General features: G+C 54.9%; 23 protein-coding genes. 7 read left to right on the forward strand and 16 right to left on the reverse strand.

Annotated elements, in window-relative coordinates:
• Nucleotides 1-218: 218 nt before the first annotated feature.
• Together dmul_RS07435 and dmul_RS07440 are read right to left on the reverse strand one after the other, a co-directional pair.
• A complete protein-coding gene (locus tag dmul_RS07435) occupies nucleotides 219-1,643 on the reverse strand; it encodes a trimethylamine methyltransferase family protein (protein ID WP_020878038.1) in 1,425 nt (474 codons plus the stop codon).
• A gap of 92 nt (nucleotides 1,644-1,735) precedes the next feature.
• Nucleotides 1,736-3,271 carry a BCCT family transporter gene (locus dmul_RS07440; protein WP_144016522.1) on the reverse strand — a complete coding sequence of 512 codons (1,536 nt, stop codon included), beginning with the start codon at nucleotides 3,269-3,271 and terminating at the stop codon, nucleotides 1,736-1,738.
• A 457-nt stretch (nucleotides 3,272-3,728) separates the two neighbouring features.
• On the opposite strand from dmul_RS07440, the gene dmul_RS07445 reads away from it, so the two are divergent.
• Nucleotides 3,729-5,234 carry a sigma-54 interaction domain-containing protein gene (locus dmul_RS07445; protein ID WP_020878036.1) on the forward strand — a complete coding sequence of 502 codons (1,506 nt, stop codon included), beginning with the start codon at nucleotides 3,729-3,731 and terminating at the stop codon, nucleotides 5,232-5,234.
• A gap of 205 nt (nucleotides 5,235-5,439) precedes the next feature.
• Nucleotides 5,440-5,892, forward strand: coding sequence for a PilZ domain-containing protein (locus tag dmul_RS07450; protein WP_020878035.1), 453 nt, complete (start codon nucleotides 5,440-5,442; stop codon nucleotides 5,890-5,892).
• Between the two features lie 56 nt (nucleotides 5,893-5,948).
• On the opposite strand, the gene phaC is transcribed toward dmul_RS07450, so the two are convergent.
• Entirely contained in the window at nucleotides 5,949-7,163 is a 1,215-nt protein-coding gene (phaC, locus tag dmul_RS07455) for a class III poly(R)-hydroxyalkanoic acid synthase subunit PhaC (protein ID WP_078081229.1), read from the reverse strand.
• Nucleotides 7,164-7,783: 620 nt separating this feature from the next.
• Between phaC and dmul_RS07460 the strand changes: the two genes are divergently transcribed.
• A complete protein-coding gene (locus dmul_RS07460; RefSeq protein WP_020875989.1) occupies nucleotides 7,784-9,208 on the forward strand; it encodes a sensor histidine kinase in 1,425 nt (474 codons plus the stop codon).
• 420 nt (nucleotides 9,209-9,628) lie between these two features.
• Here dmul_RS07460 and purN read toward each other — a convergent pair whose 3' ends face one another.
• Entirely contained in the window at nucleotides 9,629-10,435 is an 807-nt protein-coding gene (purN, locus tag dmul_RS07470) for a phosphoribosylglycinamide formyltransferase (RefSeq protein ID WP_020875988.1), read from the reverse strand.
• A 290-nt stretch (nucleotides 10,436-10,725) separates the two neighbouring features.
• On the opposite strand from purN, the gene trxA reads away from it, so the two are divergent.
• From trxA to rpmB, 4 genes are all read left to right on the forward strand, one after another.
• The gene (trxA, locus tag dmul_RS07475) at nucleotides 10,726-11,052 is read left to right on the forward strand and encodes a thioredoxin (protein ID WP_020875987.1); all 327 of its coding nucleotides are present in this window, start codon (nucleotides 10,726-10,728) and stop codon (nucleotides 11,050-11,052) included.
• 58 nt (nucleotides 11,053-11,110) lie between these two features.
• Nucleotides 11,111-12,040 carry a thioredoxin-disulfide reductase gene (gene trxB, locus dmul_RS07480; RefSeq protein ID WP_020875986.1) on the forward strand — a complete coding sequence of 310 codons (930 nt, stop codon included), beginning with the start codon at nucleotides 11,111-11,113 and terminating at the stop codon, nucleotides 12,038-12,040.
• Complete coding sequence (locus tag dmul_RS07485; RefSeq protein WP_020875985.1) at nucleotides 12,037-12,756, forward strand: outer membrane protein assembly factor BamD; 720 nt, start codon at nucleotides 12,037-12,039, stop codon at nucleotides 12,754-12,756. Before trxB ends, dmul_RS07485 begins: the two co-directional genes overlap by 4 nt.
• A 195-nt stretch (nucleotides 12,757-12,951) precedes the next feature.
• Complete coding sequence (gene rpmB / locus dmul_RS07490; protein ID WP_020875984.1) at nucleotides 12,952-13,143, forward strand: 50S ribosomal protein L28; 192 nt, start codon at nucleotides 12,952-12,954, stop codon at nucleotides 13,141-13,143.
• On the opposite strand, the gene dmul_RS07495 is transcribed toward rpmB, so the two are convergent.
• The 12 genes from dmul_RS07495 to nrdR all read right to left on the reverse strand — a co-directional run bounded on the left by dmul_RS07495 (nucleotide 13,140) and on the right by nrdR (nucleotide 25,392).
• The gene (locus tag dmul_RS07495; RefSeq protein WP_020875983.1) at nucleotides 13,140-15,293 is read right to left on the reverse strand and encodes a RelA/SpoT family protein; all 2,154 of its coding nucleotides are present in this window, start codon (nucleotides 15,291-15,293) and stop codon (nucleotides 13,140-13,142) included. The two genes, rpmB and dmul_RS07495, sit on opposite strands and share 4 nt — an antisense overlap.
• Nucleotides 15,294-15,319: 26 nt before the next feature.
• Nucleotides 15,320-16,840 (reverse strand): proline--tRNA ligase, encoded by a 1,521-nt coding sequence (gene proS, locus dmul_RS07500; RefSeq protein WP_020875982.1) that lies wholly within the window; start codon nucleotides 16,838-16,840, stop codon nucleotides 15,320-15,322.
• Between the two features lie 102 nt (nucleotides 16,841-16,942).
• A complete protein-coding gene (ispG, locus tag dmul_RS07505) occupies nucleotides 16,943-18,049 on the reverse strand; it encodes a flavodoxin-dependent (E)-4-hydroxy-3-methylbut-2-enyl-diphosphate synthase (RefSeq protein ID WP_020875981.1) in 1,107 nt (368 codons plus the stop codon).
• Between the two features lie 282 nt (nucleotides 18,050-18,331).
• Nucleotides 18,332-18,952: an MBL fold metallo-hydrolase gene (locus dmul_RS07510; protein ID WP_020875980.1), complete on the reverse strand. Its 621-nt coding sequence runs from the start codon at nucleotides 18,950-18,952 to the stop codon at nucleotides 18,332-18,334.
• Nucleotides 18,953-19,018: 66 nt separating this feature from the next.
• Nucleotides 19,019-19,294: a hypothetical protein gene (locus dmul_RS07515; RefSeq protein WP_020875979.1), complete on the reverse strand. Its 276-nt coding sequence runs from the start codon at nucleotides 19,292-19,294 to the stop codon at nucleotides 19,019-19,021.
• Nucleotides 19,291-20,667 (reverse strand): TrpB-like pyridoxal phosphate-dependent enzyme, encoded by a 1,377-nt coding sequence (locus dmul_RS07520; protein WP_020875978.1) that lies wholly within the window; start codon nucleotides 20,665-20,667, stop codon nucleotides 19,291-19,293. Before dmul_RS07520 ends, dmul_RS07515 begins: the two co-directional genes overlap by 4 nt.
• A gap of 17 nt (nucleotides 20,668-20,684) precedes the next feature.
• Nucleotides 20,685-21,281: a transcription antitermination factor NusB gene (gene nusB / locus dmul_RS07525; RefSeq protein WP_020875977.1), complete on the reverse strand. Its 597-nt coding sequence runs from the start codon at nucleotides 21,279-21,281 to the stop codon at nucleotides 20,685-20,687.
• A 10-nt stretch (nucleotides 21,282-21,291) separates the two neighbouring features.
• On the reverse strand, nucleotides 21,292-21,765 hold the full coding sequence (ribH, locus tag dmul_RS07530; RefSeq protein WP_020875976.1) for a 6,7-dimethyl-8-ribityllumazine synthase: 474 nt from the start codon (nucleotides 21,763-21,765) through the stop codon (nucleotides 21,292-21,294).
• Nucleotides 21,766-21,798: 33 nt separating this feature from the next.
• Nucleotides 21,799-23,019, reverse strand: coding sequence for a bifunctional 3,4-dihydroxy-2-butanone-4-phosphate synthase/GTP cyclohydrolase II (locus dmul_RS07535; RefSeq protein WP_020875975.1), 1,221 nt, complete (start codon nucleotides 23,017-23,019; stop codon nucleotides 21,799-21,801).
• 85 nt (nucleotides 23,020-23,104) lie between these two features.
• Nucleotides 23,105-23,767 (reverse strand): riboflavin synthase, encoded by a 663-nt coding sequence (locus dmul_RS07540; protein WP_020875974.1) that lies wholly within the window; start codon nucleotides 23,765-23,767, stop codon nucleotides 23,105-23,107.
• Between the two features lie 31 nt (nucleotides 23,768-23,798).
• Nucleotides 23,799-24,911, reverse strand: a complete 1,113-nt coding sequence (gene ribD, locus dmul_RS07545) for a bifunctional diaminohydroxyphosphoribosylaminopyrimidine deaminase/5-amino-6-(5-phosphoribosylamino)uracil reductase RibD (RefSeq protein ID WP_020875973.1) — start codon at nucleotides 24,909-24,911, stop codon at nucleotides 23,799-23,801.
• Nucleotides 24,904-25,392: a transcriptional regulator NrdR gene (nrdR, locus tag dmul_RS07550; protein ID WP_020875972.1), complete on the reverse strand. Its 489-nt coding sequence runs from the start codon at nucleotides 25,390-25,392 to the stop codon at nucleotides 24,904-24,906. Before nrdR ends, ribD begins: the two co-directional genes overlap by 8 nt.
• Between the last annotated feature and the right edge of the window lie 3 nt (nucleotides 25,393-25,395).

The raw sequence follows: 25,395 nt of genomic DNA on the forward strand, positions 1-25,395 counted from the left end.
TAAATGAAGAAACGATACTCAAAATGTATAATCAATCTCTTGTTTGAGTAAAAACATTTCATCGCAGCGAGTGGAATTTAGCGTGTTTGGCGCTTTATATCTGAAGTTGTAGGAAAAATCCACTCTTATTTGAATAAAAAACATCCTTTTGATATATTATCTTTCATTGTGGTGCTGTCATACGACCCGGCCGTCGAGCGGCTAAGGTCGATGGTGGTCTATCCCTTTTTCCGACGGGTGACGAATTCGGTGAGAGCCGCTTCAATGGCCGGATCGATGTCCGGCTTTTCGTAGGCGGCCAGGCGTTGTCCAAGCCGATCCACAGCGAACTCGTCGATCCGCTTCTTGCCGGCTGCTTTCCAACCGGCGTGGTTTTGGCGATTCATAAAATCGGTAAGGTAGAATTCTGTTCGGCAGAGTTGGAAGGTCTTGGGTTGCGTCAGGTACTGTCCTCCGATGCCGACGGCTTTGATCATTTCCACGTCGATGGACGACGACGTCACCTCCATGGGTTTGAGAAGCCGTCGAGTGATGCCGCAGAGTTCTTCGTCGATAAGGAACTTTTCGTAGCTCATGGAGATGTAGGATCCGAGGATACCATTGGCATGGAGGATAAAGTTGATGCCGTTCCGGGCCGCCGTCGTCAGGGCCAGGGTGGACTCGACACCCGCCTGGGCGTCCGGGAAATGGGCGTCGGTGAGGCCCCCGCCGCTTCGGCTGGGAAGGTTGTAGAATCGAGCCATTTGAGCGGTGGCGGATACCACCACGGAGAGCTCGGGGCATCCGATGGAGAGCCCGCCGGTTTTCATGTCCATGGCCGAAGATGTCGAGCCGTAGATCACCGGAGCCCCGGGGTTGACCAACTGGGCCAACGTGACGCCCGCTAAAATCTCGGCGGTCTGGAGGGCCAGTACCCCGGACAGGGTGACGGGTCCGGACGAACCGGCCATGATCAGCGATGCGATGACGCAAGCCTGATTGGCTCTTGCCAACTCGATGAGAGATCCGGCCATCTCGTCGGAGAACTGGAGCGGTGATAGGGAATTGATAAGCGATACGGTCACCGGACCCACCGCCTTGAGTTTCTCTATACCGCCCCAGATGATGGCGGCCATGTCGACGCAGTCCTTGGCGCCCTGTTTCGAGACGGGGCTGCCCATAAAGGGTTTGTCGCAGAGGATGATGTTCGAGAAGATCATGTCGAGGTGGGCGGTATCCGCTGGAACGTCGGAAGGCTCCACCATCATGAAACCGTTCATGTCGATGTGCTTGGAGGTTTGGATCAGTTTGCAGAAATTGTCGTAGTCTTCCATGGTGGCTTCCCGCTGTTCTCCGTTGGTCAGGGTCACGAACGGTGCACCGTAGCCCGGTACGAAAACGAAATCGTCTTCTCCAACGGCAACATTTTTTTCGGGATTCCGAGCGGTTATGGTAAATCGGGAGGGCGTGGTTTTCAATGCGTTCCGAACCTGTGCCTCGGTGATGAAGACGATTTTTCCATCGACCTTGAATCCGTTTGCTTTAAAAATGGAAAGGGCTTCATCCTCGTTGAAGGCGATGCCGGTGGTGCCAAGGATATCCATGGCGGCGTCATGAATCCGGGTCATCTGATCCTGAGTTAAAGTTTGCATGCGATCGTACATGTTAGCTCCTTTATGGTCTGAGAATTTGAGTAAAACTTACGGATCGTTTTCGGGTCAATAAAGCGGCGGAAGCGGTAACCCCGCTCTTTGCCTCAGCGTTCTTTCGCATCCTTCACCGGCCGTTCCGGGAAGTCGCCGCGAATGTCGGCAAGGGTCTGGTTCAATCCTCTGAAGGTGCCGTAGAGTACCATGAGCAGGAGGAACATCATGGGAAACGCGGTTGCGATGGATGCGGTCTGGATGGCCTTCAATCCCCCCGTACCCGCCAGGACGGCGGCGACGGCGCCAAGGGCGACGCCCCAGAAGGCCCTGAGGTTCCGGCTTGGATTTTCGTGTCCGGAGACGAACATGGCCAGGGAGACAGCGGCGGAATTGGCGCTGGTCAGGAAGAAGGTGGTGATCAGAAAAATAAGGAAAACCGATAGGATACCTGTAAGCGGCAGGTGTTGGGCAATGGCGAAGATGGCACTTTCGACGCCGTGTTGGCTCAGGGTTTCGGTAACGTCGAACCGGATGCCGGCACCGCCGATGACGCCGTACCATAGGAAGTCGCCCAAGGTCGGCAGGATCAGGGTGGCGGCCACGGTTTCACGGATGCTCCGGCCTTTGGAGATTCGGGCGATGAACACGGCCACGAAAGGCGCCCAACTCATCCACCACGCCCAATAAAAGACAGTCCAGGATCCGAGCCAGTTCCCCTCTATTCCGGGCGCCGTGTATAGACTCATGGGGATGAAATTGAGCAGATACTGGCCAATGGCGCTGGTGGTCAGGTTGATGAGAAAGATCGTGGGGCCGAATACCAACACGAAAAACCAGATGCCGACAAAGACGACCATGTTGATGTCACCAATGATTTTGACGCCCTTTTCGATGCCGGTGTAGACTGCGAAGGTGAAAATGGCGGTCAGAATGCCGATGATGATGTATGTGCCGCCTGCCCCCAATTCAACACCATATTGAAATTTGAGACCGCTGGAGAGTTGCAGCGCAACCAACCCCGTCGTGGTCGCCAGTCCTCCCAGGGTCGCGAAGACCGCGAAAATATCGAGAATCTTGCCCCATGTGCCGTGAATCCGCTCCCCGATGACATAATAAAATGCACTTGAAAACTTGAATGGGAGGCCTTTGGTATAACACGCATGGGCTAAGGGAATGGTCAAAAGGGCATAGATGGCCCATGCGCTGAGACCCCAGTGGAAGAAAGAGTAGGTCATGGCATTGGCGCCTGCAACGGCGGTTTTGGCCTCTCCGCCAAAATAAGGCGGCGGCGTCATGTAATGGTATGCCGGCTCTGCCGGACCCCAGAAAACGATGCCTGCGGCAATAGCCGATCCAAACAGCATCGCAAACCAGGAAAAATTCGAGAATTCAGGCCTGTCGCCGGAGAGGCCCAGTTTAAGGGTTCCGTATTTTTCACCCATCAACACAACACAACCGGCTACCAGCAAAAATGTAGTGATCAGGTAGAGCCATGCCCATCCGCCTGTGGTCCAGTTGAAGACGGCGTTGATGGCGGTGTTCATGGTTTCCGGAAATAAAATGGACCCCAGGATGAAGAGTATCGTAACAGATGCGGATACCCAGAAAATAAACGGATCAAAGGGACGGTTGGCATTGGCCCGCATGGCTTCTCCTTCGTTGTCGCGTTTCTTGCGATTGTTTGATGAAACCGACAGGAAACATAGTAAATATTGGGTGGCACGCCGATAGTTTCTTCCGGCAAACCGGTCGGTGATGACATTGATTTTTAGAAATGCATACAACATGCCATGCGTGAAATACGGTTTTTCCATCCGTGTCCATGAGAAGGGATCGTAAGATCTTATACGATAATATTATTTAAGAATACAGATTGTTATTGATTTTTTGGTATCCTGGAATACCGGCGGATCCGGCTGTGGCCCAGGTCTCCGCAATGGCGATGAGAAAAAAAATTTTCAGTTTATCGTTTTCGGGATGTGAAAAAATTTTTGAAGATGAAAAATTATTTGACGTCAGGGATGAAATGGATATGGTAACAGTAAAGAGGAATTGACCGACGCGCTTTTACTTCAAGCGATCCACCCAGGACAGGAATAGCCGATGATGCAAGATTCATTTTCACGAAAATCCCGACTCGACCTGACGGAGATCGATATCTTCGGCATTCTGTCGGCGTTGGATGAAGGGATTATCATTACCGATATCAAAGGACGTATTCTTTTTTATAATGACACCCAGGCCAGGATCGACGAACTTACGCCCGAAAAGGTTATCGGACGCCGGGTCACGGCAATCTACCGCCTCAGCGAGCGGGAGAGTATGATCATGAAATGCCTGGAGACCGGACAGCCGATCCGGAACCACCTTTTTTTTTACCGAACCCACCTGGGTAAAGAGGCCAACACCATCCACAGTGTGTTTCCGCTCTATCGCAATGGCGTGATCGTAGGCGCTATATGTTTTGTAAAGGATTACAATATGCTGGAACACACCATCACTGCGTCCAGCGATCTGACGCCCCACAAGAAACCGTTGCTTGAAAACGGCACCCGCTACAAATTCAGCGATATTGTCGGAAAGGATGAAACCTTCATGCGGGTGCTGAAGATCATTCGCCTCTCATCGGATTCGCCTTCACCGGTCATGCTTTACGGCGAAACCGGCACCGGCAAGGAGCTGTTCGCCCAGTCCATCCACAATGCCAGTTCTCGCCATGAACGCCCCTTCGTCGGAATCAACTGTGCCGCCATTCCGGAAAATCTTCTGGAAGCGTTGCTTTTCGGGACTGCCCGCGGAGCCTTCACCGGAGCCATGGACAAGGCCGGCATATTCGAGCAGAGCAGCGGTGGAACACTGTTTCTCGATGAAATCAACTCCATGCCCGTCAACCTCCAGGCCAAGTTGCTGAGAGCGCTTCAGGAAATGCGCGTACGTCGCATCGGGGCTGCGAATGACATCGAGATCGATCTCAAGATCATCAGCTCCGTCAACATCGATCCGCATCAAGCCATAAAAGAGGGACGTCTTCGGATGGACCTTTTCTATCGTCTGGGGGTGGTTTTTGTGCGTATCCCGCCTCTCCGGGAGCGTAAGGACGGGATCGAGAGCCTGACGCGGCATTTCATTTACAAGAACAACCTGGCTCTCAACAAGCAGGTCAAAGGTGTTTCCGATGAGGTCATGGCCTTTTTTCAATCCTATCAGTGGCCCGGTAATGTCCGCGAATTGGAACATATTATCGAGGGAACCATGAACATGATAGGCGTTTCGCAAACCATAGAATCTCACCATCTGCCGATTCACTTCATCCATCCGGATTTCAGGCGGCTTTCGACGGAGAACGATGTCCCCTCTTGCTCCGTGCCCCTGCACCCGGCAGCCGAAGTCGACCGGTTTTCGCCGTCGACCGCCAGGGCCGGATTTCCTCCTGTGTCGGGCAGCCTGCCGGAAACCCAGAAAAGTCAGGAGCGGGACATGGTTTCTCAGGCGCTTCTGAATTCGAAGGGGAATGTTTCCAGAGCAGCCCGAAGCCTGGGCATATCCCGTCAACTGCTTCACTACAAGATGAAAAAATACGCTATTGACCGGAAACAGTTCACCGAATGAGAGAAGGTGTTTTTATGTCGTGCGCGTCTATTTCAGGACTGTTCGCCGGTTGGCCGGGTTTCAATCAACGAATGTCTCGGAGCTCCGGGAATCAGAAAAGGCGACATGGGAGAATCCCCCAGGCAAATGAAGGCTATTCCCCATAGACAGGGATACTGTTTTCTGTAATTCAGGAGCAGTTGATAAATATCAAGGAGATCCAGATATGAACGTTGTCACCCAGCGGGCATTTGCCCGCAACGAATACCGGGCTCCGATCCGGTTTTCCAGGGAAACGGCCCAAACGATCCATAAAGGAGAGATGCTCAACAGCAGCGTCGGGGGCATGGCTTTCATCGCCGAGCACGAATTGAGACCGGGGGACGGCATTCTGATTCAACTACTTGAAACCGCACCGGATGCCTGCGGTCTGGACGTCAAACAGGACTATTATGCCGAGGTTCGATGGTGTATCCCGGGGAACGCCGAAGAAGTATCGAATTTCCAGGTCGGCGTGCGATTTCTGATGGAAACCTGCCGCCTGTGCGACGAGATCATTCATCCCTGCCGTCTCGACAACGCAGGACTGTGTGACGCGTGCCGGGAACACGTCTGTTCCTTTTCCGACGGCACGATCAAGGATTGTATCGAAAATTATCTGATGGGAAACGTTCTGTAAGGCCGCCTTCAATGAAGTTTCTCCAGTTTTTGCGATTTCCCCAAGAATCGATTGTGTCAAGCCCTTTTTTGAGAGGGGTGACGTGGTGAAGCTTTGGACGCGGCGGCAAAGGGTGTTTTCTCTTCAGGAGATGATTTTTTTCTCCGGCTAACGCGATGCGGCGTTGCCGATATCGATTCAACGGCCTTTTTCCCGCCGTCCTCCCGGGCCTTGAGCCATGCCGCGATCTTGGGGGCGAACTCGGCCTGATACCTGGCGCTGACATAGATGCCGATGTGGCCCGTGTTGAGGCACAGGTCCTCGGTGTCCTCGCTCCCCACCGCGCGGGTCAGGCGCTCGCAAGCCTCCGGCGGCACCAGATGATCGAACTTGCCGTAGATGTTGAGAAGCGGCATGGTGATCCGTTTGAGATTCACCCGGCGCCCGCCCAGTTCCATCCGGCTCTGGATCAGGAGATTCTTTTGATAGCAGTCCTCGATGAACTGCCGGAAGGTGGCCGCGGGGACGTCGGGGCTGTCGAAGATCCATTTCTCCATGCGGACGAAGTTTTCGACAAAGTCCCGCTTGTCCATGTTCTCCAGAAAGCCGACGTACTTGTCGAGGATGAGACGGGCGGGATTGAGCAGCAGAAACCCCAGGTTCATGAGATCGCCCGGCATGTTGCCGTAGAGGTCGCCCATCTCGAGGGCCCGGGTGCGCCGCATCCAGATGTGGAGGAGCCCGGTGTCGATGTCGAAATGGGTGGGGGTGACGGTGGTGACGAGGTTCCTGATCTTTTCCGGGTGGAGGGCCGAGTACATCACGGAAAAGGCGCCGCCCATGCAGATGCCCATGAGGTTGATTCGGGGAAGGCCGTGCCGTTGGCGGATCACGTCGACCACGGCGTCCATGTAGCCGTTCACGTGATCGTCGATGGTGAGGTAGCGATCCTTGCGGGTGGGGTAGCCCCAGTCGATCATGTAGACCTCGATCCCCTTGTCGAGGAAGGTCCGGACCACGCTCCGGCCCGGCTGGAGGTCCAGCATCGTCTCCCGATTGATAAGGGCGTACACCACCAGAAGGGGGATCTTGTGGGTGACCTTCTCGGGCGTGTAATGCTTCAGCTTCACCCGGTCCTCCTCGTACACCACCTCGTAGGGGGTGACGGCCAGATCGGTTTCAAGAGGTCCCAGAAGCACCTCGGAGGCCTTCTGAACCCGGGTCTTGACCTGTTCGGTGCTCTCCGTCAGCTTCTTCAGGATCAAATCGACGGCGATTTTCGGCTGGTTCATATCGATATCCTTTATCTCTTTCAGCAGGACAGTTTGTTATGGGTTCTTCCAAGGCTTCGACCGCTCGGGTTCCTGGAAAAGGCCCGGTTTTTTAACAGCCCGACATTCTCGGCAGAAGACGTCCAAATCCCGGTTTCTCCATTTTTTGAGCGCCTGTGGACTTTCGGTTTGACGCTTTTCGATCCGAACCTGGTTCGCGGGGCTTTGCGTCTTGAAACATGATAAGCTTTGAATGTTATAATTTTGTTATGTATGGGTAAGCGATATGTAAAATATGTGTTTGTGATATTGAGCCTTCAGCCGTGGTCTGGTAAGGTTTTATCATGAATCCGTTGCGTTTCCCCACTCGCGGGGATGATCTCACAAAATTCGATGTGTCTATTGTACCCATTGATACCTGAATAAAAAAAATATATCATGATATTCGGTACCGTGCATATAGGGGGTTCTTATCATTTTACATGGGTGATTCCCCTATCGCCGCGGCCTATCCTGAAACTCGAGGACAGGCCGCCAATCCGACAACCTGCCTCACTTCCAGGGAATACAAGGATGATATCTCAATGTTTCGTTGACATGGATTGACCGGCGCCATGGATTCGTGACGGAAAAGACTGAATATGAAAGCGAATTGGCAAGATTCAGAACAATGGTTTCAAGCGTTGTTTGAACACAATCCGAACGCCGCGATCGTCTTTGATGAGGAGACCCGGCGGATCGAATCGATCAATCGGGCGGCAAAGATCCTTTTCAATTATCGCGAGGAAATTTTCAGGACTCTGACCCTGTCGGATATCATTGACACCGATCCGCCGCGGTTGTGTGACGCCGAGCTGCGGCGGGAGATTCGGGCTTTTCGGACAATGGCCGGTGCGGTTTTTACGAGCGAGATCGCCGAAGGAAAATTCGTCTTCAACGGGCAGAGTAAAATCCTCTGGATCGTTCGGGAGATGGATAATCAATCGGACGTCGAGGCACTGTTGCGGGAAAGAAAGGTCCAGGAATACCGGAGCCTTGTTGAAAACATTGCCATCGGAGTGACCCTCATCGGCAGGGACATGCGTATCCTGACGCTCAACCGGCAGATGAGGTGTTGGTACCCAAGGATCGATTTTTCCCGTCAGCCGCTCTGCTACCAGGCCTTCAATGATCCGCCGGGAGAGAAGATCTGCACTTACTGTCCGGTGATCCAAACACTGCGGGACGGTCGTGTCCACGAGGCCGTGGCAGAAATACCTTCAGAGCGAAGCGTCCGGTATTTCCGAATCGTTGCTTCCCCCGTCGTCGATAAGGAGGGTAACATCCGGGCAGCCATCGAGATGGTCGAAGATATTTCCGAGCAGAGGGCGGCTGAGCGGCAGATTCGAACCCTTTCCCAGCAGTTGCTGACCGCCCAGGAAAACGAACGCCTGATGATTTCAAATGAACTGCACGACAGTGTCGCCCAGGATCTGTCCACCATGAAAATCTCTCTGGCGCTTACTCTCGGGGAGTCGTCCACCCTCCCGGACGACGTGCGAAAGACCCTGACCGACATGTCTTCAATTCTGAGTCGAACCATTCGGACCGTCCGAAACCTCTCCTACGATCTCAGACCCCCGGGGCTGAAGGAGATCGGTTTGATCGAGACGCTCGGGTCTTACTGTGATGAATTTGCCGAGGACGCCGGCATTCATGCCGAATTTCATTCAACGGGACTGAAAAACAGGGCTATGAATCCGTTTCTGGAGATCAACATCTACCGTTTGGTCCAGGAGGGGCTCAACAACATCCGAAAGCACGCGGAAGCGCGGCGTGCGGTCATTTTTCTGATTGGCGCCTACCCCAACGTCATTCTCCGCATTGAGGACGACGGCAAGGGGTTTGACGTCGCGGCGCGGGAACAGGCGGGATTCAGTGAAAAGCGGATGGGTCTCAGCAGCATGCGGGAGCGCGTCAATCTGCTTATGGGGAAGATGTCCATCCGATCCCGTCCGGGGGAGGGCACCCGAATTTTCATCAGATTTCCTTTCCGTGACGGACTATCGGATTTAAGTGAGATCTGAGATATCCATCGATCCCAAACGCATTACTTTTGCCCGAAGGTGGGAAATTTCGTGCGTCAGTCCCGGGAGAATATCCTACAGAAATGAATGCAAGGCCCTATGTACACGCCCATGTGTCTGAGTTTATAAAGGACGGAACAGTTTAACTCCCAACCCGTCAATGATCCGGAAGGAATATGAAATGGACGACAATGATCACCGTCCAGATGCCCATCTTCCTGACATCCCGCATATGATCAGAAGCATTCAACGCATCGAGGGTGTCGCGGACTGCTTCGGCAGGTTTGCCGGGGATTGCAATCCATCGTCGTGCCGTTGGTATAAGCTATGTTGCAAGGCCTCCGCCAAACCTCTCAAGAAGCTGTAATTGCTGCCTCTTAAAAAGGCAGCAATGGCTGATGAGGATTTCCAAGACCCTGTTCAGGTGTTCTCGGAATAGTCGATCTCCACGACTGCCCGCGACATCGTCCGTCCGTCCGGAAGCGCATGGGTCCTGCGGACGACCTTGAGCCGGTTTTCGGCGAAGAGTTGGATGCAGGCGGGGTAGAGGATCCATTCCTCCCGGAGTCCTTTCGCCCTGACGGCCTCGAGGGTGTCGCCGGGATCGATGGGAAAGGTCCGCTGTCCGATGATGGGGCCGGAATCCTCCCCGTAATCGATGAAATGGACTGTACAGCCGCCGACCTTGCATCCGTGGCGGAAGGTGTCGCCGTAACCGTCTACGCCGGGGAAGGCCGGCAGTATCGCCGGATGGATGTTCATGATCCGGGGCCGCTCGGGATCGGTGTTGACGCGGTCGATGAAATAAGGTGTCAGGTTCCGCATGAACCCCGCCAGGACCAGAAGGTCGAAGGGGTAGGCCGACATGGCTTTCAGGAGCGCGGCCTCGGCCGCCGCCCGGGTCGTGAGAAACCGGCGGACCGTCTCCGTATCGGCGCCGGGGGGAAAGATATGCTGCCGGGAAAGGATGGCGTCCAGGTCGAAATCGGGAGGCGGGACGAACCGTTCTGGATCGGTCCGAAAGCGTCTGATGATCCCGACGTAGTCCACCGTGAAATGGGGAATCCCGTGCTTTTCGGCCCGCCCGAGGCCCTTGGCGTCGGGGGTGTCGGATCCGACAAACACGATGTCGGCATCGATCTCTCCGGCTTCCGAGCGGTCGATAATGGCTTGCAGGTTGGTGCCGCCGCCTGAAATAAGGGCGCCGACGCGAAGTTTGCGCTGCATACGGCTCTGTCTCCGTTCATTGAAAAGGAGGCCGCCCTCCTGGTATCAACGGCCCCCGGAAGTCGAAAATTGGATAACTCGACTTTCATTGGCCGTATCCTCCCGGCACCTCTATCCGGTCACCAGCCTGAAAGTCGAAAGTCGAGTTGATAAAAATAACAGAAGCCTCGGACGGTGTCAATTACCAAGCCCCAAATGCCGGTGTCTCCGATGCAATGTGGTTGACAAGAAACACCACTGTCACTATAGTTTCTGAAATTGACAACTCCCAAAGAAAGGACGACAAAACTATGGCTGAAGGTGTTTTGGATATCGATGACAACGGCTTTGAAGCGGAAGTGCTCCAGTCCGACATACCGGTGCTGGTTGATTTCTGGGCACCGTGGTGCGGACCCTGCAAGGCCATCGCCCCGACGGTGGAACAGCTGGCAAAGGATTTTAGCGGCCAAATCAAGTTTACCAAGTGCAATGTGGACGACAACCCCATAACACCTGCAAAATACGGCATTCGCGCCATTCCTACCCTTATTTTTTTTAAGGGCGGCGAGATCGCCGACCAGATCACCGGCATGGTCGCCAAGGCCAAATTGGAGGAAACCATCAAAAAACTTGTCTGAACATGGGCGAGACCATTTTCAGGCAGGATGGATCGAAAACTATTTTGGGAAGACGTAGATGACAGACGTTGATGCGGACCTCGTCATTATCGGTGGAGGGCCGGCCGGACTGACGGCAGGACTTTATGGCGCCCGTGCCCGGCTCAGAACGCTTCTGTTGGAGGGTCATCTGCCGGGTGGTCAGGTACTCATCACCGATTGGGTGGAAAATTATCCCGGTTATCCCGATGGGATTACCGGTGTCGACCTGGTACGGGGGATGACGGAACAGGCCCAGCGTTTCGGGATGGCGATGGAGACCCTGAAGGTGGATGCCGTCGTTCAAGACGGCTCGCTGAAAATCGTTTCCGGAGAGGGCCGGGAAATCCGCACCCATGCCGTGATCATCGCCACGGGGGCATCCCCCAGGAAGTTGGGGGTGCCGGGCGAAGATCAGTTTTTTGGAAAGGGCATTTCGTCCTGTGCCACTTGTGACGGGCCCTTCTACAAGGATCGCGTGGTCGCCGCCGTAGGGGGCGGGGATACGGCGGTTCAGGAGAGCGTCTTTCTGACCAGATTCGCCGGCAAGGTCTATCTGATCCACCGCCGGGATCGGCTTCGCGCCGAAAAAATCCTTCAGGAACGGGCTTTGGCCAATGAAAAGATCGAGGTTCTCTGGGACACGGTGGTCACAGGTGTCAGCGGCTTGACCCATGTCGAGAACATCCACATCCGAAACTTGAAAACCGGAGAAGCACGGACGCTTAGAGCGGATGCTTTTTTTGTGTGGATCGGAATACGGCCCAATGCCGATTTTATTGGGGATACCGTCCGGCGAGATGATTGGGGCTTTATCCTGACGGACCATCTCATGGCGACGTCCGTTCCCGGGATTTTCGCTGCGGGAGACGTGAGGGCCACGCCCCTTCGTCAGATCGCCACGGCGGTGGGAGACGGCGCGTTGGCCGCATGGGCGGCGGAACATTATATCGAGCAGTTGGTGAAATGAAAAAAACAATCTTCACGGCCATGGCCCTGATATTGTTGTTGTCGGGATGTTCCTGGTTTCAGACCAGGGAAGAGGCATCCTCGGAAGATCTCGTCAGCGACGGTATGTACAACTATGAAAGCGGCAAATACATGAAAGCGATCGAGTCCTTCGAAAAATTGAAGGATTGGTATCCCTACAGCAAATATGCTATTCTGGCAGAGTTGAAGACCGCCGATGCATACTACCGGCTGGGAAAATACGACGAGGCTGTCGCCGCTTACGAGGCCTTTGAAAGCCTCCATCCGAGAAACGAAGCCATTCCCTATATCATCTACCAGATCGGCACTTGTTACTTCGAACAGATCGATACCGTTGATCGGGATCAACGCTCGGCGGAGAAGGCCCTGGAGGGGTATATGCGGCTCCTCAGGCAGTTCCCGAACGATCCCTATGCACACAAGGCTCGTCAAAACATCAAAGTCTGCCAGAGAAGCCTGGCGGGGCATGAGTTTTACGTCGGGCTCTTCTATTTCAAAAGCGGCCACTACCGGCCCGCCCTCAAGCGATTCAAATCCGTATTGTCCAATTATCCGGATGTGGGCATCCACCAAAATGCCCTCCGCTACATTACCCTTTGTGAAAACGAGCTGATAGAGAACCCGAAAGCGGACGAGACGGAGACCGGTGGTGAGGTTGAAACCCTCGAGCCTGAAACCGCCGGAGTATGGCCCTAAATCAAACTAAAAATCTTTACACGATGAATCGTATGGCGTATAGTACGCTTTTACGTTTTCGTCGTATGATTTCAGGTTCAGGACGGCTTTGAATCCCCAAGCCGAGCGTCTTGAAGCCCTTCGGATTCGAGAAAACGCGGAGACTTGTATAAACCCTAAATCGTTAAAAAGATAAATCGTTCAAGGAGTGTCATCATGTCCAGAATGTGTGAGATTTGCGGCAAACGCCCGCAGGTGGGAAACAACGTCAGTCATGCGCACAACCTCAACAAACGACGCTTCAATCCCAATCTGCAGCGTGTTCGCGCCCTGCGGGGCAAACAGATCAAAAAGATTATGGTCTGCACCCAATGCATCAAGACCGGACGGGTGGTAAAGGCCGCCTAACTCTCGATCCGTTCGACTTTAGAGATCTGTTTGACCTTTTTCAGGTCCGACAGAACCCGATTGAGGTGATTCGTATCTTTGATGGCCAACGTAAAAATGCTGTCCACTGTGTTGTTGTCCCGGATTTCCGAGTGAACATTCAGGATATTGGCCCCGTTTTTGCTGATATTGGATGCCAGATCCGCCAGGAGACCCACCCGGTCAAAAGAATGAATATGGATCTTTACCGGGTAGGTTTCCTCGGGTGTCGTATCGTTCCATTCCACCTCGATCTGTCGTTCGGGGTTGAGCTGAAGGGCATTGACGCAGTTGACCCGATGGACGGTAACCCCGCGTCCTTGAGTGATGTATCCGATGATGGGATCTCCCGGAACCGGCTGGCAGCATTTTCCAAACCGCACCAGAACGTCATCGATCCCCTTTACCGTTACGCCCGTCCTGGCTTTCTTCTTTCGTACCCGATGGATAATCTTGTCGAATAGCGAGTCATCTTTCTCCTCCTCGGTGGGCGGCTTTCGCATGAATTTTCGAACCACCTGGAGCGGGGTGATCTTGCCGTAGCCCACATTGGCGATGAGATCGTCGAGGCTTTTGAACCCAAAGTCCGCGATCACCGCCTCCATTTCGTCGGACTTGACGACGTCGTTGTAGTTCAGCTTGTATTTCCGAAAAGCCTTTTCGCACATCTCCCTGCCCAGGCTGATACTGCGTTCCTTTTCCTGGGTCTTGATCCATTGCCGTATCCGGGAACGAGCCTTGACGGTTTTGACGAAACTGAGCCAATCCTTGCTCGGTTGGTGGTTCTTGTTGGTGATGATCTCGACGATGTCCCCCGTATTCAACTCCGATCGGAGAGGGACCATCCGACCGTTCACCTTGGCGCCGATGCACTGGTTGCCGACCTCGGTGTGGATCAGATACGCGAAATCGACCGGAGTCGCACCCTTGACGAGGGATTTTACCTGGCCCTGTGGAGTGAAGACATAAACCTCGTCGGGGAAGAGATCGATACGAACGCTCTCCAGAAATTCATCGGGGTTTTCAATGTTGGCCTGGTTTTCGATGAGGTTTTGAATCCACGCGAATTTTTCGCTGATGCTCTTGTCGAGTTTTTTACCTTCCTTGTAGCTCCAGTGGGCAGCAATGCCTGATTTGGCAACCCGGTCCATCTCCCACGTCCGGATCTGAATCTCCACCCGTTCTCCGTAAGGACCGATGACGGTTGTATGAAGGGACTGATACATATTGGGCTTGGGTCGGCCGATGTAGTCCTTGAATTTGACGTCGATGGGCTTCCAGAGGGCGTGGAGGATGCCCAGAGCCTCGTAGCACTGACTTTTGGTGTCGAGGATTATCCGGAACGCGACGATGTCGTAGACATCCTCGAACTCGAGGTTCTGGGTGATCATTTTCTGGTAGATGCTATAAAAATGCTTGTAGCGCCCAAGAACTTCACATTTAATGCCGGCCGCCTTCATTTCCTTCTTGATCATCCCCATGACGGTTTCGACGTAGTGCTCGCGTTCCTCCTTGTCCTTGCTGACAAGTCCCTTGATCCGGGCGTACTCCTCGGGCATGATATACATGAACGAGGAGTCCTCCAACTCTCGTTTCATCCAGTAGATGCCGAGGCGTGAGGCGATAGATGCGTAAATGTCCAGCGTCTCTTGCGATATTTCTCGTTTTTTTTTGTCGCTTTTATGAAACCCCAGTGTGCGCATATTGTGGAGACGGTCCGCCAGCTTGATGAGAATCACCCGGATATCGTCGGCCATGGCGAGGATCATCTTCCGGATGCTTTCTGCATGGCGTTGGTGGGCGCTGTGGGTTTCGACCTTGGTCAGTTTGGTGACGCCGGAAACGATGTGGGCGACGTCCGGACCGAAAATATCGCTGATCTCCGTGATGGTGGCATGCGTGTCCTCCACGACGTCATGGAGAAGGCCCGCAGCGATGGAGACGGCATCCAGGTTCATATCCGCCAGGATCGCCGAAACCTCGAGAGGATGCGATAAATAGGGCTCCCCTGAAAGACGGACCTGGCCGTCGTGAACCCGGGCGGAATAGATGTAGGCGCGATCGATGAGATCGATATCCGCATCCGGGTTGTTTTCGAGCATTTTGTCGATGATATCGCTGATACGAACCATGCTGTTCGGCTACCTCGACTGGTCGATCAATAAGCTTTGGCGAAGACGACGCGGGCCTCTGAAGGCTTTCCGCAACAGATGCACCGGCCCTTTTCAGTGGTGTTTTCGAGGGGAATGCATCGGATGGTGACCGTGAGGTCCTCTTTGATTTTTGCCTCGCACGCCGCTTCACCACACCAGTGACTCATGGCAAATCCACCATGAATTTCAGGCTTTTCAGGATTTTCAGGGGTAAAGAAGTCGTAAAAGGCGTCGGAATCGTCGATAACCCGGGTATGAGAATGGGTATAGTCTCCGGCGCGCTTAAGGAGGTTGCCCTGGATCTCGTCAAGAAGGTTGCCGATGGTCTTGACGAACACATCCCGTTTGATGCTGGTTTTCTTTCGATGATCCATATCCCGCCGGGCGACGAAGACCGCGTTTTCGGCAATATCCCGGGGCCCGATCTCGACCCGCAGGGGAATGCCCTTCTTGATCCATTCCCATCCCCGGGCCCCTCCGATGTCCCGCTCGTCGATTTCGACGCGCAATCGGGCGTGGTGGTAGTGAGTGTTTCGAAGCTCGGCGGCAAGGCTTTCCGTGTAGGTCATGACGTTGGCCCGTTCATCCTCGTTTTTGAAGATGGGAAGGAGTACCAGGTGGGCGGGGCTGACCCGGGGGGGCATGATAACACCGTCGTCGTCGCCGTGGGTCATGATAAGGCCGCCGATCATTCGGGTGGACGTCCCCCATGATGTGGTCCATGCGAATTCCTCTTTCTCTTCGGGCGTCTGAAATTTGATGCCCGAGGCTTTGGCGAAATTCTGTCCGAGGAAATGGGATGTTCCCGCCTGGAGGGCCTTGCGATCCTGCATCATGGCCTCGATGCAGAGCGTGTCGACAGCTCCGGGAAACCGCTCGGTGGCTGTTTTTCGGCCTTTGATGACCGGCATGCCCAGGTAATCCTGGACGAAGTGGGCATAGATATCCAGCATCTGGTGGGTCCGGGCAAGGGCGTCTTCCGGCGTGGCATGTACGGTATGTCCTTCCTGCCATAGAAATTCGCTGGTCCTCAGAAAGATGCGGGTGCGCATTTCCCAGCGTACCACGTTTACCCACTGGTTGATGAGCAACGGCAGGTCCCGGTAAGAGCTGACCCATTTGGCGAAGGAGTCGCCGATGATCGTTTCCGAGGTGGGGCGTACCACCAGGGGCTCGGCCAGTTCCCCCGCGGGCGTCAGCCCCCCGGCGGCGTTTTTCTCCAGGCGATGGTGCGTGACGACCGCGCATTCCTTGGCAAACCCCTCAACGTGCTCGGCTTCCCTCTCCAGAAAGCTGATAGGGATAAACAAGGGGAAATATGCATTTTTAACGCCGGTTGATTTGAAAAGGTCGTCCAGCTCGCGGACGATATTTTCCCAAAGGGCGTATCCCCAGGGCTTGATGACCATGCATCCCCGAACCGGCGACCGATCGGCCATATCCGATGCCTTGACCACCTGCTGATACCATTCTGCGTAGTCTTCGATTCGTGTGGGCGTGATTGCTGTTTTCGGTTGCGTTGCCATATACGTCCTTTCGTCGGTTTTTGCTGTCTTTCATCGGGTCATCATGCCGTTTTCGGATGCCGGGTTCCGGCGGATACACGCTATGCCCGGACAGTTGCCGTTTTATGCTCCGTCGGTTCGAGACGAGGTTGGGACCTTCAGGTTTCTGGAAAAGCGATCGACCTCTTCCAGAAGGACTTCCACCAACTGTTCGTGAGGGACCTTCCGGATCACCTTGCCTTTCTTGAAAAGGATCCCTATGCCGTCGCCGCCGGCAATGCCGACGTCCGCTTCCCTTGCCTCTCCAGGTCCGTTGACCACGCATCCCATGATGGCGATCTTGATGGGTGTCGAAACCGTGATGAGGGCTTTTTCGACACGCTCCGCCACATCGAAAAGATTGATTTTGCAGCGACCGCAGGTGGGACAGCTGACAATCTCGGGCCCGTGCCGCCGGATTGCCAGCGCCTTCAGAATTTCATATCCTACGCGGACTTCTTCCCCCGGATCGCGGGTCAGGGAAACCCGGATGGTGTCCCCGATGCCGTCTGCCAGGAGCATGCCGATGCCCAGGGCGGACTTGACGATACCTGGATACAGGCCCCCGGCTTCAGTGACACCGACGTGAAGGGGCAGGTCGGTTTTCTCGGAGAGAAGCCGGTAGGCCGAGACGGTTCTGGAGACATCGGATGCCTTGAGGGAAATCTTGATCTGGTCGAAATCACAGGACCTGAGCATCTCCACGTGACGCAGGGCGCTTTCGACCATGCCCTCTGCAGTGACGCCGCCGTACCGTTTGAGAATGTCTTTTTCAAGGGATCCGGCGTTCACGCCGATTCGGATGGGAAGACCCCGGTCTTTGGCACAGCGCACCACCTCGCTCACCTTTTTCATACCCCCGATGTTGCCCGGGTTGAGGCGGAGACCGTCGGCACCGGACTCCGCCGCCGCAATGGCGAGGCGATAGTCGAAGTGGATGTCTGCAATCAAGGGGATGGTGATATTTGATTTGATGGACCGAATGGCTCGGGCGGCCGCCATGTCGGGCACCGCCACGCGTACGATCTCGCAGCCGGCCAGTTGGAGGCGACAAATCTGGTCCGTTGTTGCCGCAACGTCCTCGGTCGAGGTGTTGGTCATGGACTGGACCGAAACAGGTGCGCCGCCGCCGACCTGTACACGGCCGACATGGATGGCACGCGTCGTTTTTCTGTGAATCTCCAGGGGCATCGTTCAATATCCAAACATAACCGCCCCCGTCGAGGGCGGTAAAAAAGAATCTGCACATAGGGCTTTCAAACCCTATTTAAAGCACTTTCCGGACGAATTTCAAATAAAAAATCGCGCCGCAGGGTTACGTGTGGCGGGGATTCGGGGTACAGCAACGGCAGGATAAATGATCGTATTGAACGGCGGCTCCGGAAGATAGCGGCGTAACCCCTTTGCCGCAGCTTCCCGGCGGAAAATCGACGGGAAGATCCCCGGGACGCTCTCGTCATGAATGGCCTTCGTTCAACGGAAAAACGGATTGTAACGCTTCTCTCTTCCAATGGATGTCGCAGGACCGTGGCCGCAATAGACCTTGGTTTCGTCCGGAAGCGAGAACAGTTTCATACGCACGCTGGCGATGAGTTGATTGTAGTCGCCCCCCGGAAGGTCCGTTCTTCCGATGGAACCCGAAAAAAGTGTATCGCCGACAAAAACGCTGTCCTCGGCTTTGAGAGCGATACCCCCGGGACTGTGACCCGGCACGTGAATGACCTTGAGTGTGATGTTGCCGAAGCTGAGGATATCGCCGTCCCCCGGCATCTGATCCGCCGCCGGGGAGTTTTCCACGGAAAGACCGAAGGAAGAGGCTGCTGCGCTGAGGTGGCTCAGCATGGAAGCGTCCCCTTCATGAATCAGGATCGGCGCGCCCGTGGCTTCTTTCAGACGTTTGTTGGCGCCCACATGGTCGAAGTGACCGTGGGTGTTGATAATCAGTTTGACCTTGAGTCCGAGATCATCGATGACTTGAAGGATCCGGTCGGCATCACCTCCCGGATCGATGACCGCAGCCTCCCGTGTCTCTTCGCATCCCAGAATATAGCAATTGGCCATAATCGGCCCGACTTCCAAGCTTTCCAATATCATGACATCCTCCTTTACATCTATCCTCTATATTCCATCTCCCGATGGACCGATATCTTTCCTGCGGAACTATTTTCCTGAAAGACGCTCACGGGCTTTTTGAATATGCTCTACAAGGCTGCTTACCTTGTTCACCGATCCATTTCCCGTGAGGTCTTTGAAGGCTTGCTCGGAAAGGTGCGTTTTCAGGAACGTCGTCACGTCGAAAGATTCCCACCAGCAGTCGATGATATGACGGCAAACCGATTCCCTACCTTCGGCCCTGAGACAGTACCGGAAAGGAATCTGCCCTCCGAGGCGGGGGCATCGGCGCTCATAACCTTCCAGGTCTTTGGAAATCATCATCGGCTTTTAAGCAATGTGGGTTTCGGAAAATTTTCGAAGATTCGCTCCGATCGCTCGATTTCCTCGTCCGTCAGGACATAGTTTGTCAGTTGTCCGGATAGAAACTTCTCATAGGCGGTCAGGTCCAGCAGGCCGTGTCCGCTCCAACTGAAAACGATCACTTTTTCTTTTCCTTCTGCTTTGGCTTTAAGGGCTTCGCTGACCACGCACGCCAGGGCATGGGTCGTTTCAGGGGCCGGGATGATCCCTTCGGTTCTGGCGGCGAGCACTCCGGCCTCCAGTGCCTGAATTTGCGTTACGGCTTTAGGGGTTGCGATGCCCTCGGTGACGATCTGGCTCACGGTGGGTGCCATACCGTGATACCTCAGCCCGCCGGTATGAATCGGAGGCGGAATGAATGCATGTCCGAGGCTGTGCATTGGCAGAAGCGGCGTGTAACGTGCCGTATCGCCGTGGTCGTAGACAAAGGGCGCCTTGGTCAGGGTAGGGCAGGCTGCGGGTTCCACAGGAATAATATCGATGTCTTTGCCGTTGATTTTGTCGAGGACGAAGGGAAATGCGAGTCCTGCGAAATTGCTGCCGCCGCCGGCACATCCAATGATAATATCGGGATATTCTCCGATTTTTTCAAATTGCCGTTTGGCTTCGAGTCCGATGATGGTCTGGTGAAGCATGACGTGGTTGAGCACGCTCCCGAGTGAATAGCGGGTCTTTCCGGTTTCGTCGGCGACGGCCGCCTCGATGGCTTCGCTGATGGCGATGCCGAGGCTACCGGGCGTGTCGGGATCCCGTTCCAGGGCCTCTCTTCCGGCCCGGGTCTCTGTACTGGGACTGGCCACGCATTGTCCACCCCAGGTTTCCATCATGGCCTTTCGATAGGGCTTCTGATCGAAGCTGATGCGGACCATGTAGACCTTGCACTGCATTCCGAACTGGGCGCATGCAAAGGAGAGCGCGCTTCCCCACTGTCCCGCGCCGGTCTCGGTGGTCATCCGCTCGATGCCGAACACCTTGTTGTAGTATACCTGAGGCACCGCCGTGTTGGGTTTGTGACTTCCCGGGGGGCTCAGGCTTTCGTTCTTGTAGTAAATGCGGGCGGGCGTTCCCAGAGCCTTTTCCAGGGATCGTGCTCGAACCAGGGGCGCAGGACGCCATATGGCCAAAACCTCCAGGACGGGTTCGGGAATGTCGATCCACCGATCGGTGCTGACCTCCTGCTCGATCAGGTTCATTGGGAAAACCGGTGCCAGAGTTTCCGGCGTGAGGGGGGTGCCGTCGGGTCCCAATGGAGGATTTATCTTGATGTCCGCAAGAATATTGTACCATTGGCGGGGCATTTCATCTTCGTTTAGAAGAATTTTTCTGGGTTCCATAACTTAAAAGACTCTCCTTAATCGTTTTCCGTTTCGTCATGGATCGGCGTCGTTGTCGATGCACGCCGCTTCACGACTCCCGGCCGCCCTCGAACCGGTGAAAAAGAGGCAACCTCTGCTTTTTCATCTGTCTTTCCGATGCCGTCACCGACCGACGGTATCCGATCGGGTATGGCTGACCGGCATTCGGCTTCGACCTGAATCTCCTGGTTTTTCAGAGCGATATGAGCGCTGTCGAGAATGCCGTTAATGAATGCTCCTGATTCTTCCGTGCCATATTTCTTACCGATGTCGATGGCTTCGTTAATGGATACTTTTTCCGGGATATCTTCAAGGAAAAGGATTTCATAGAGTGCAATCCGCATGACATTCCGATCGACGCAGGCCATGCGGCTGATCTTCCAATTGCTGGAAAACCGTTCGATAAGGCGGTCGATCTGGCATCGGTTCAGCATGACTCCCCGGGCCAGCGTTTCGAAAAAAGGTTGGATTTTTTCCGACTGCGGAAAGCATCGCTGAAAAAGCGTCAGCGCCTCGATGGAGATGTCGTTGCGGATATCCATGTAATAAAGCGCTTGCAGGGCGGCTTCTCTTGATTTTCGGCGGTTTTTCATGGTTCTTTCGTCAGGACTGATCCACGACGTCCATCAGATTGGCCATTTCGATGGCGCTGACCGCCGCGCTCCACCCCTTGTTGCCGGCTTTGGTCCCGGCCCGCTCGATGGCCTGTTCGATGCTGTCGGTTGTCAGGATGCCAAAGATGACCGGGACCTCCGATTCCATTGAGACTGCGGCGATCCCCTTGGAGACCTCGGCACATACGTAGTCGTAATGGGATGTGGCGCCTCGGATGACGGCCCCAAGACATATGATTGCGTGATATCGATCCTTAGCCGCGAGTTTTTTAGCCAAAAGCGGTATCTCGAAGGCTCCGGGGACCTTGACGATATCGATGTCGGCTTCCTTGGCCCCGGAGCGGTTCAGCGCATCCAAGGCCCCGCCCACCAGGCGATCGGTAATGAAGTCATTGAATCGGGCGGCAACGATGGCGAATCTTTTTCCCTCCGCAATCAGTTTGCCCTCGAACGTATTCGGCATGGAATTCTCCTTTTGTGTGAGCGGGTCGACGGGTCAGCGGTTGTTGACATCGAGGTTTAAGAGATGGCCCATCTTGAGCTTTTTGCACTCGAGGTAGCATCGGTCGAAATCGTTGGGGGGGATCTCGATGGATACCTGTTCGACAACACTGAGGCCGTAGCCCTGGAGGCCGACCATTTTTTTGGGGTTGTTGGTCATGAGCCTCATTTTTCGTACGCCCAGGTCCCTCAGAATCTGGGCACCGATGCCGTAATCCCTCAGGTCGTCTTTGAACCCGAGCTTCCGATTTGCCTCGACGGTGTCGAGACCGTGGTTGATCTGAAGTTCGTATGCTCTCAGTTTATTGACCAGACCGATCCCCCTGCCTTCCTGGCGAAGATAAAGAATGACGCCGGAGCCTTCCTTTTCCACCATTTCCATGGCTTTGTGAAGCTGATCGCTGCAGTCGCACCGGAGGGATCCGAAGATATCACCGGTCATGCACTCAGAGTGTACGCGCACCAGAATCGGCTTTTCAGGTTCGATTTCGCCTTTGACAAGAGCGATATGGGTGAGTTGGTCCATATCGTTTTCGTAAGCGATGATCTGGAACTCCCCGCCGAATCGGGTGGGAATACGGGTATTCGCCGCACGACGAACGAAGGATTCGTTGCGGAGCAGGTAAGCCACCAGATCCGCAATGGTACAGATGCCGATGCCGTGCTCATCGCTGAATTGTTCCAGTCTCGGCATCCGTGCCATGGTACCGTCGTCATCCATGATTTCGCAGATGACACCCGCCGGCTTCAAACCGGCGAGGCGGGCCAGGTCCACCGATCCTTCAGTTTGTCCCACTCGCACCATCACCCCGCCGTCCCTGGCGCGGAGGGGAAAGATGTGTCCGGGGCGAGCCAGATCTTCGGGTCTGCAATCGTCCGAAACGGCCGTCAGAATGGTGGTGGCGCGATCTGCCGCCGAAATCCCCGTGGTGACCCCCTTTTTGGCCTCGATGGAAACGGTGAAGCCCGTTTCGAACCGGGAGGTGTTGTTCTGCACCATCATGGGCAATTTGAGAGTGTCGACCTTGGCGCCGGTCAGCGAAAGGCAGATCAAACCCCTGCCGTATTTCGCCATGAAATTGATGGCTTCAGGGGTTACTTTTTCGGCCGCCATGGTGAGGTCGCCCTCATTCTCACGGTCCTCATCGTCAACAAGAATGACCATTCGACCCTCTTTGATGTCCTGAATGGCCTGTTCAATAGATATTTGCGGCATGACAGTTACTTAACTCCTTTGGTACCGTTTTGAAAATGATCCGCCGAGGCGTTCCGGCCGCTGCGGATGATTGCGAATGAATCGTTTACAGAAAGCCGTGTCTGGCGAGAAGGGCCATGTCGACGGATCCATCGTCGTATTCGGTTCTGGCGGAATTCCTCCCCGCGGCGACGAAACGCTCGACATATTTTCCGATGATGTCCGTTTCGATGTTTACGGCATCCCCCACCGATTTCATCCCCACCGTCGTCAACTTGGCGGTATGAGGAATGATACTGACCTCGAAGACGTCGTTCGTGCAGGCATTGATGGTCAGGCTCACGCCGTCCACCGCCACCGAACCTTTGGAGATCATATAGCGGGCCAACGCGGGAGGCACCCGAAAGGCGATGATCACGGCATTGCTTCGATGCTTTCGATCGGTTAGCGTGCCTATGCCGTCGATGTGGCCTGAAACCAGGTGGCCGTCGAGGCGGTCCGACAGTCGAAGCGCCCGCTCGAGGTTAACCCGGTCCCCTATACGTGCTCGACCCAGCGTTGTCTTATCAAGGGTTTCAGGGGAGACGTCAACGGTAAAACGAGGTCCGTCCAAAGCCACAGCCGTGAGGCAGGCGCCGTTGACGGCAATGCTGTCTCCCAGGCGGGTTCCCGAGAGCCTGAAATCGGCCTCGACGGATAGCCTGCAACCCTCGCCCGTCGGCTGAATCCCGCGAATCGTACCCAGTCCTTCAATGATTCCTGTAAACATTGGCGTCATCCCGTCATTCCATCCGAAGGCGTTACGCCCGTCGGTCGTAGTCAACATAGGCTTCGATCATCACGTCTTCGCCAAATCGGCGGACCGTTGTATCCCTGACGGGAATGCAGTCGCGCATCAACGCCGGGCCGCCGCCCCGACAGATGGGAAAACCATCGTCCCCACCAAGGATTTTCGGGGCGAAAAAAAACATGACCTTGTCGGCAATTCCCGATTTCAGAGCGGACGCCGCTACACGACTGCCGCCTTCGATGAGGATGCTCGTTATCCCCATCTCCCCCAGTCGGTCCATGAGTGCCCCGAGATCGATTCCGCCGTCATGTCCGCAAGGCAGGCACAGCACCGTGACGCCTTTCTCCTCGAGGCGTTGAACTTTTTCGGGCGGCGCTGATTTTCCGGCGGCAATAACGGCGCCGGCGGAAGATGCGACGGTCAGCACCTTGGCGTCCTCGGGGATGGACAGTCGGGTGTCCAGAATGATCCGGGTCGGATCGATCCCGCGGACATCGTCCAATCGAGTGGTCAGACTCGGGTTGTCGGACAGAACAGTGCCAATGCCGACCAGGATGCCGTCCACCCCGTGTCGCATGTGATGAACATGAGCGCGAGCAGCCTCGCCGGTGACCCAGCGGGCGTCTCCGGTTCGGGTGGCGATACGTCCATCCAGCGTAGCCGCGCACTTCAGAATGACGAAGGGGCGTCCGGTTCTGACGTGTTTTATGAAAATTTCGTTGAGGCGTAAAGCCTCGTCCTCAAGAATGCCGATGACGACGGGAACGCCCCTGGCCCTGAGGTAATCGGCCCCACCGCCGGCAACCCGTGGGTTGGGATCCACCATGGCAACGAAAACCCGACCGATTCCGGCGGCGAGAATTTTCTCCGTGCACGGAGGGGTTCGTCCGGTATGATTGCAGGGCTCGAGGGTCACGTACAGATCGGCGCCCCTGGCGTACTCGCCCGCGTCGTCAATGGCATTGACTTCGGCGTGGGCGCCGCCCACTTTTCGATGCCAGCCTTTCCCGATCACCATGCCGTCCCTGACCACCACCGCCCCAACCATCGGGTTCGGGGAGGTGTATCCCCAGCCCTTTCGGGCCAGCGTCAGGGCCATCTTCATGTAGCGCTCTTCATCCATCGTCGGATTCGATATCCTGTTTTGCCTTTTCCTTGCTCAGGAGCTTTTTGAGTTCGGCCACAAAATCGTTGACGTCCTTAAATTCTCGATAAACCGAAGCAAAACGTACATAGGCGACGTCATCAAGTTCATGCAGTCGGGTCATGACTTTTTCACCAATGGTATGAGAGGGAATCTCTTTCCGGTCGGTCTCCCGGAGATCCCGCTCCAGGTCATCCAGAATCATCTCGATGACGTTCATGCTGATATCCCGTTTTTCGCATGCGCGCTGAATCCCCGACCGAACCTTTTCCCGGTTGAAAGTCTCCCGCCGCCCGTCCTTTTTGATGATCATGATGGGAATGTCCTCGATCTGTTCGTAGGTCGTAAAGCGTCTTCCGCAGACAAGACATTCCCGACGCCGCCGTATAACGTTGCCGTCCTTCCCGAGGCGGGAGTCGATAACCTTGTTGTCGATTTCACCGCAGTAAGGGCATTTCATGAT

This window comes from Desulfococcus multivorans (genome assembly GCF_001854245.1).
Lineage (GTDB): Bacteria > Desulfobacterota > Desulfobacteria > Desulfobacterales > Desulfococcaceae > Desulfococcus > Desulfococcus multivorans.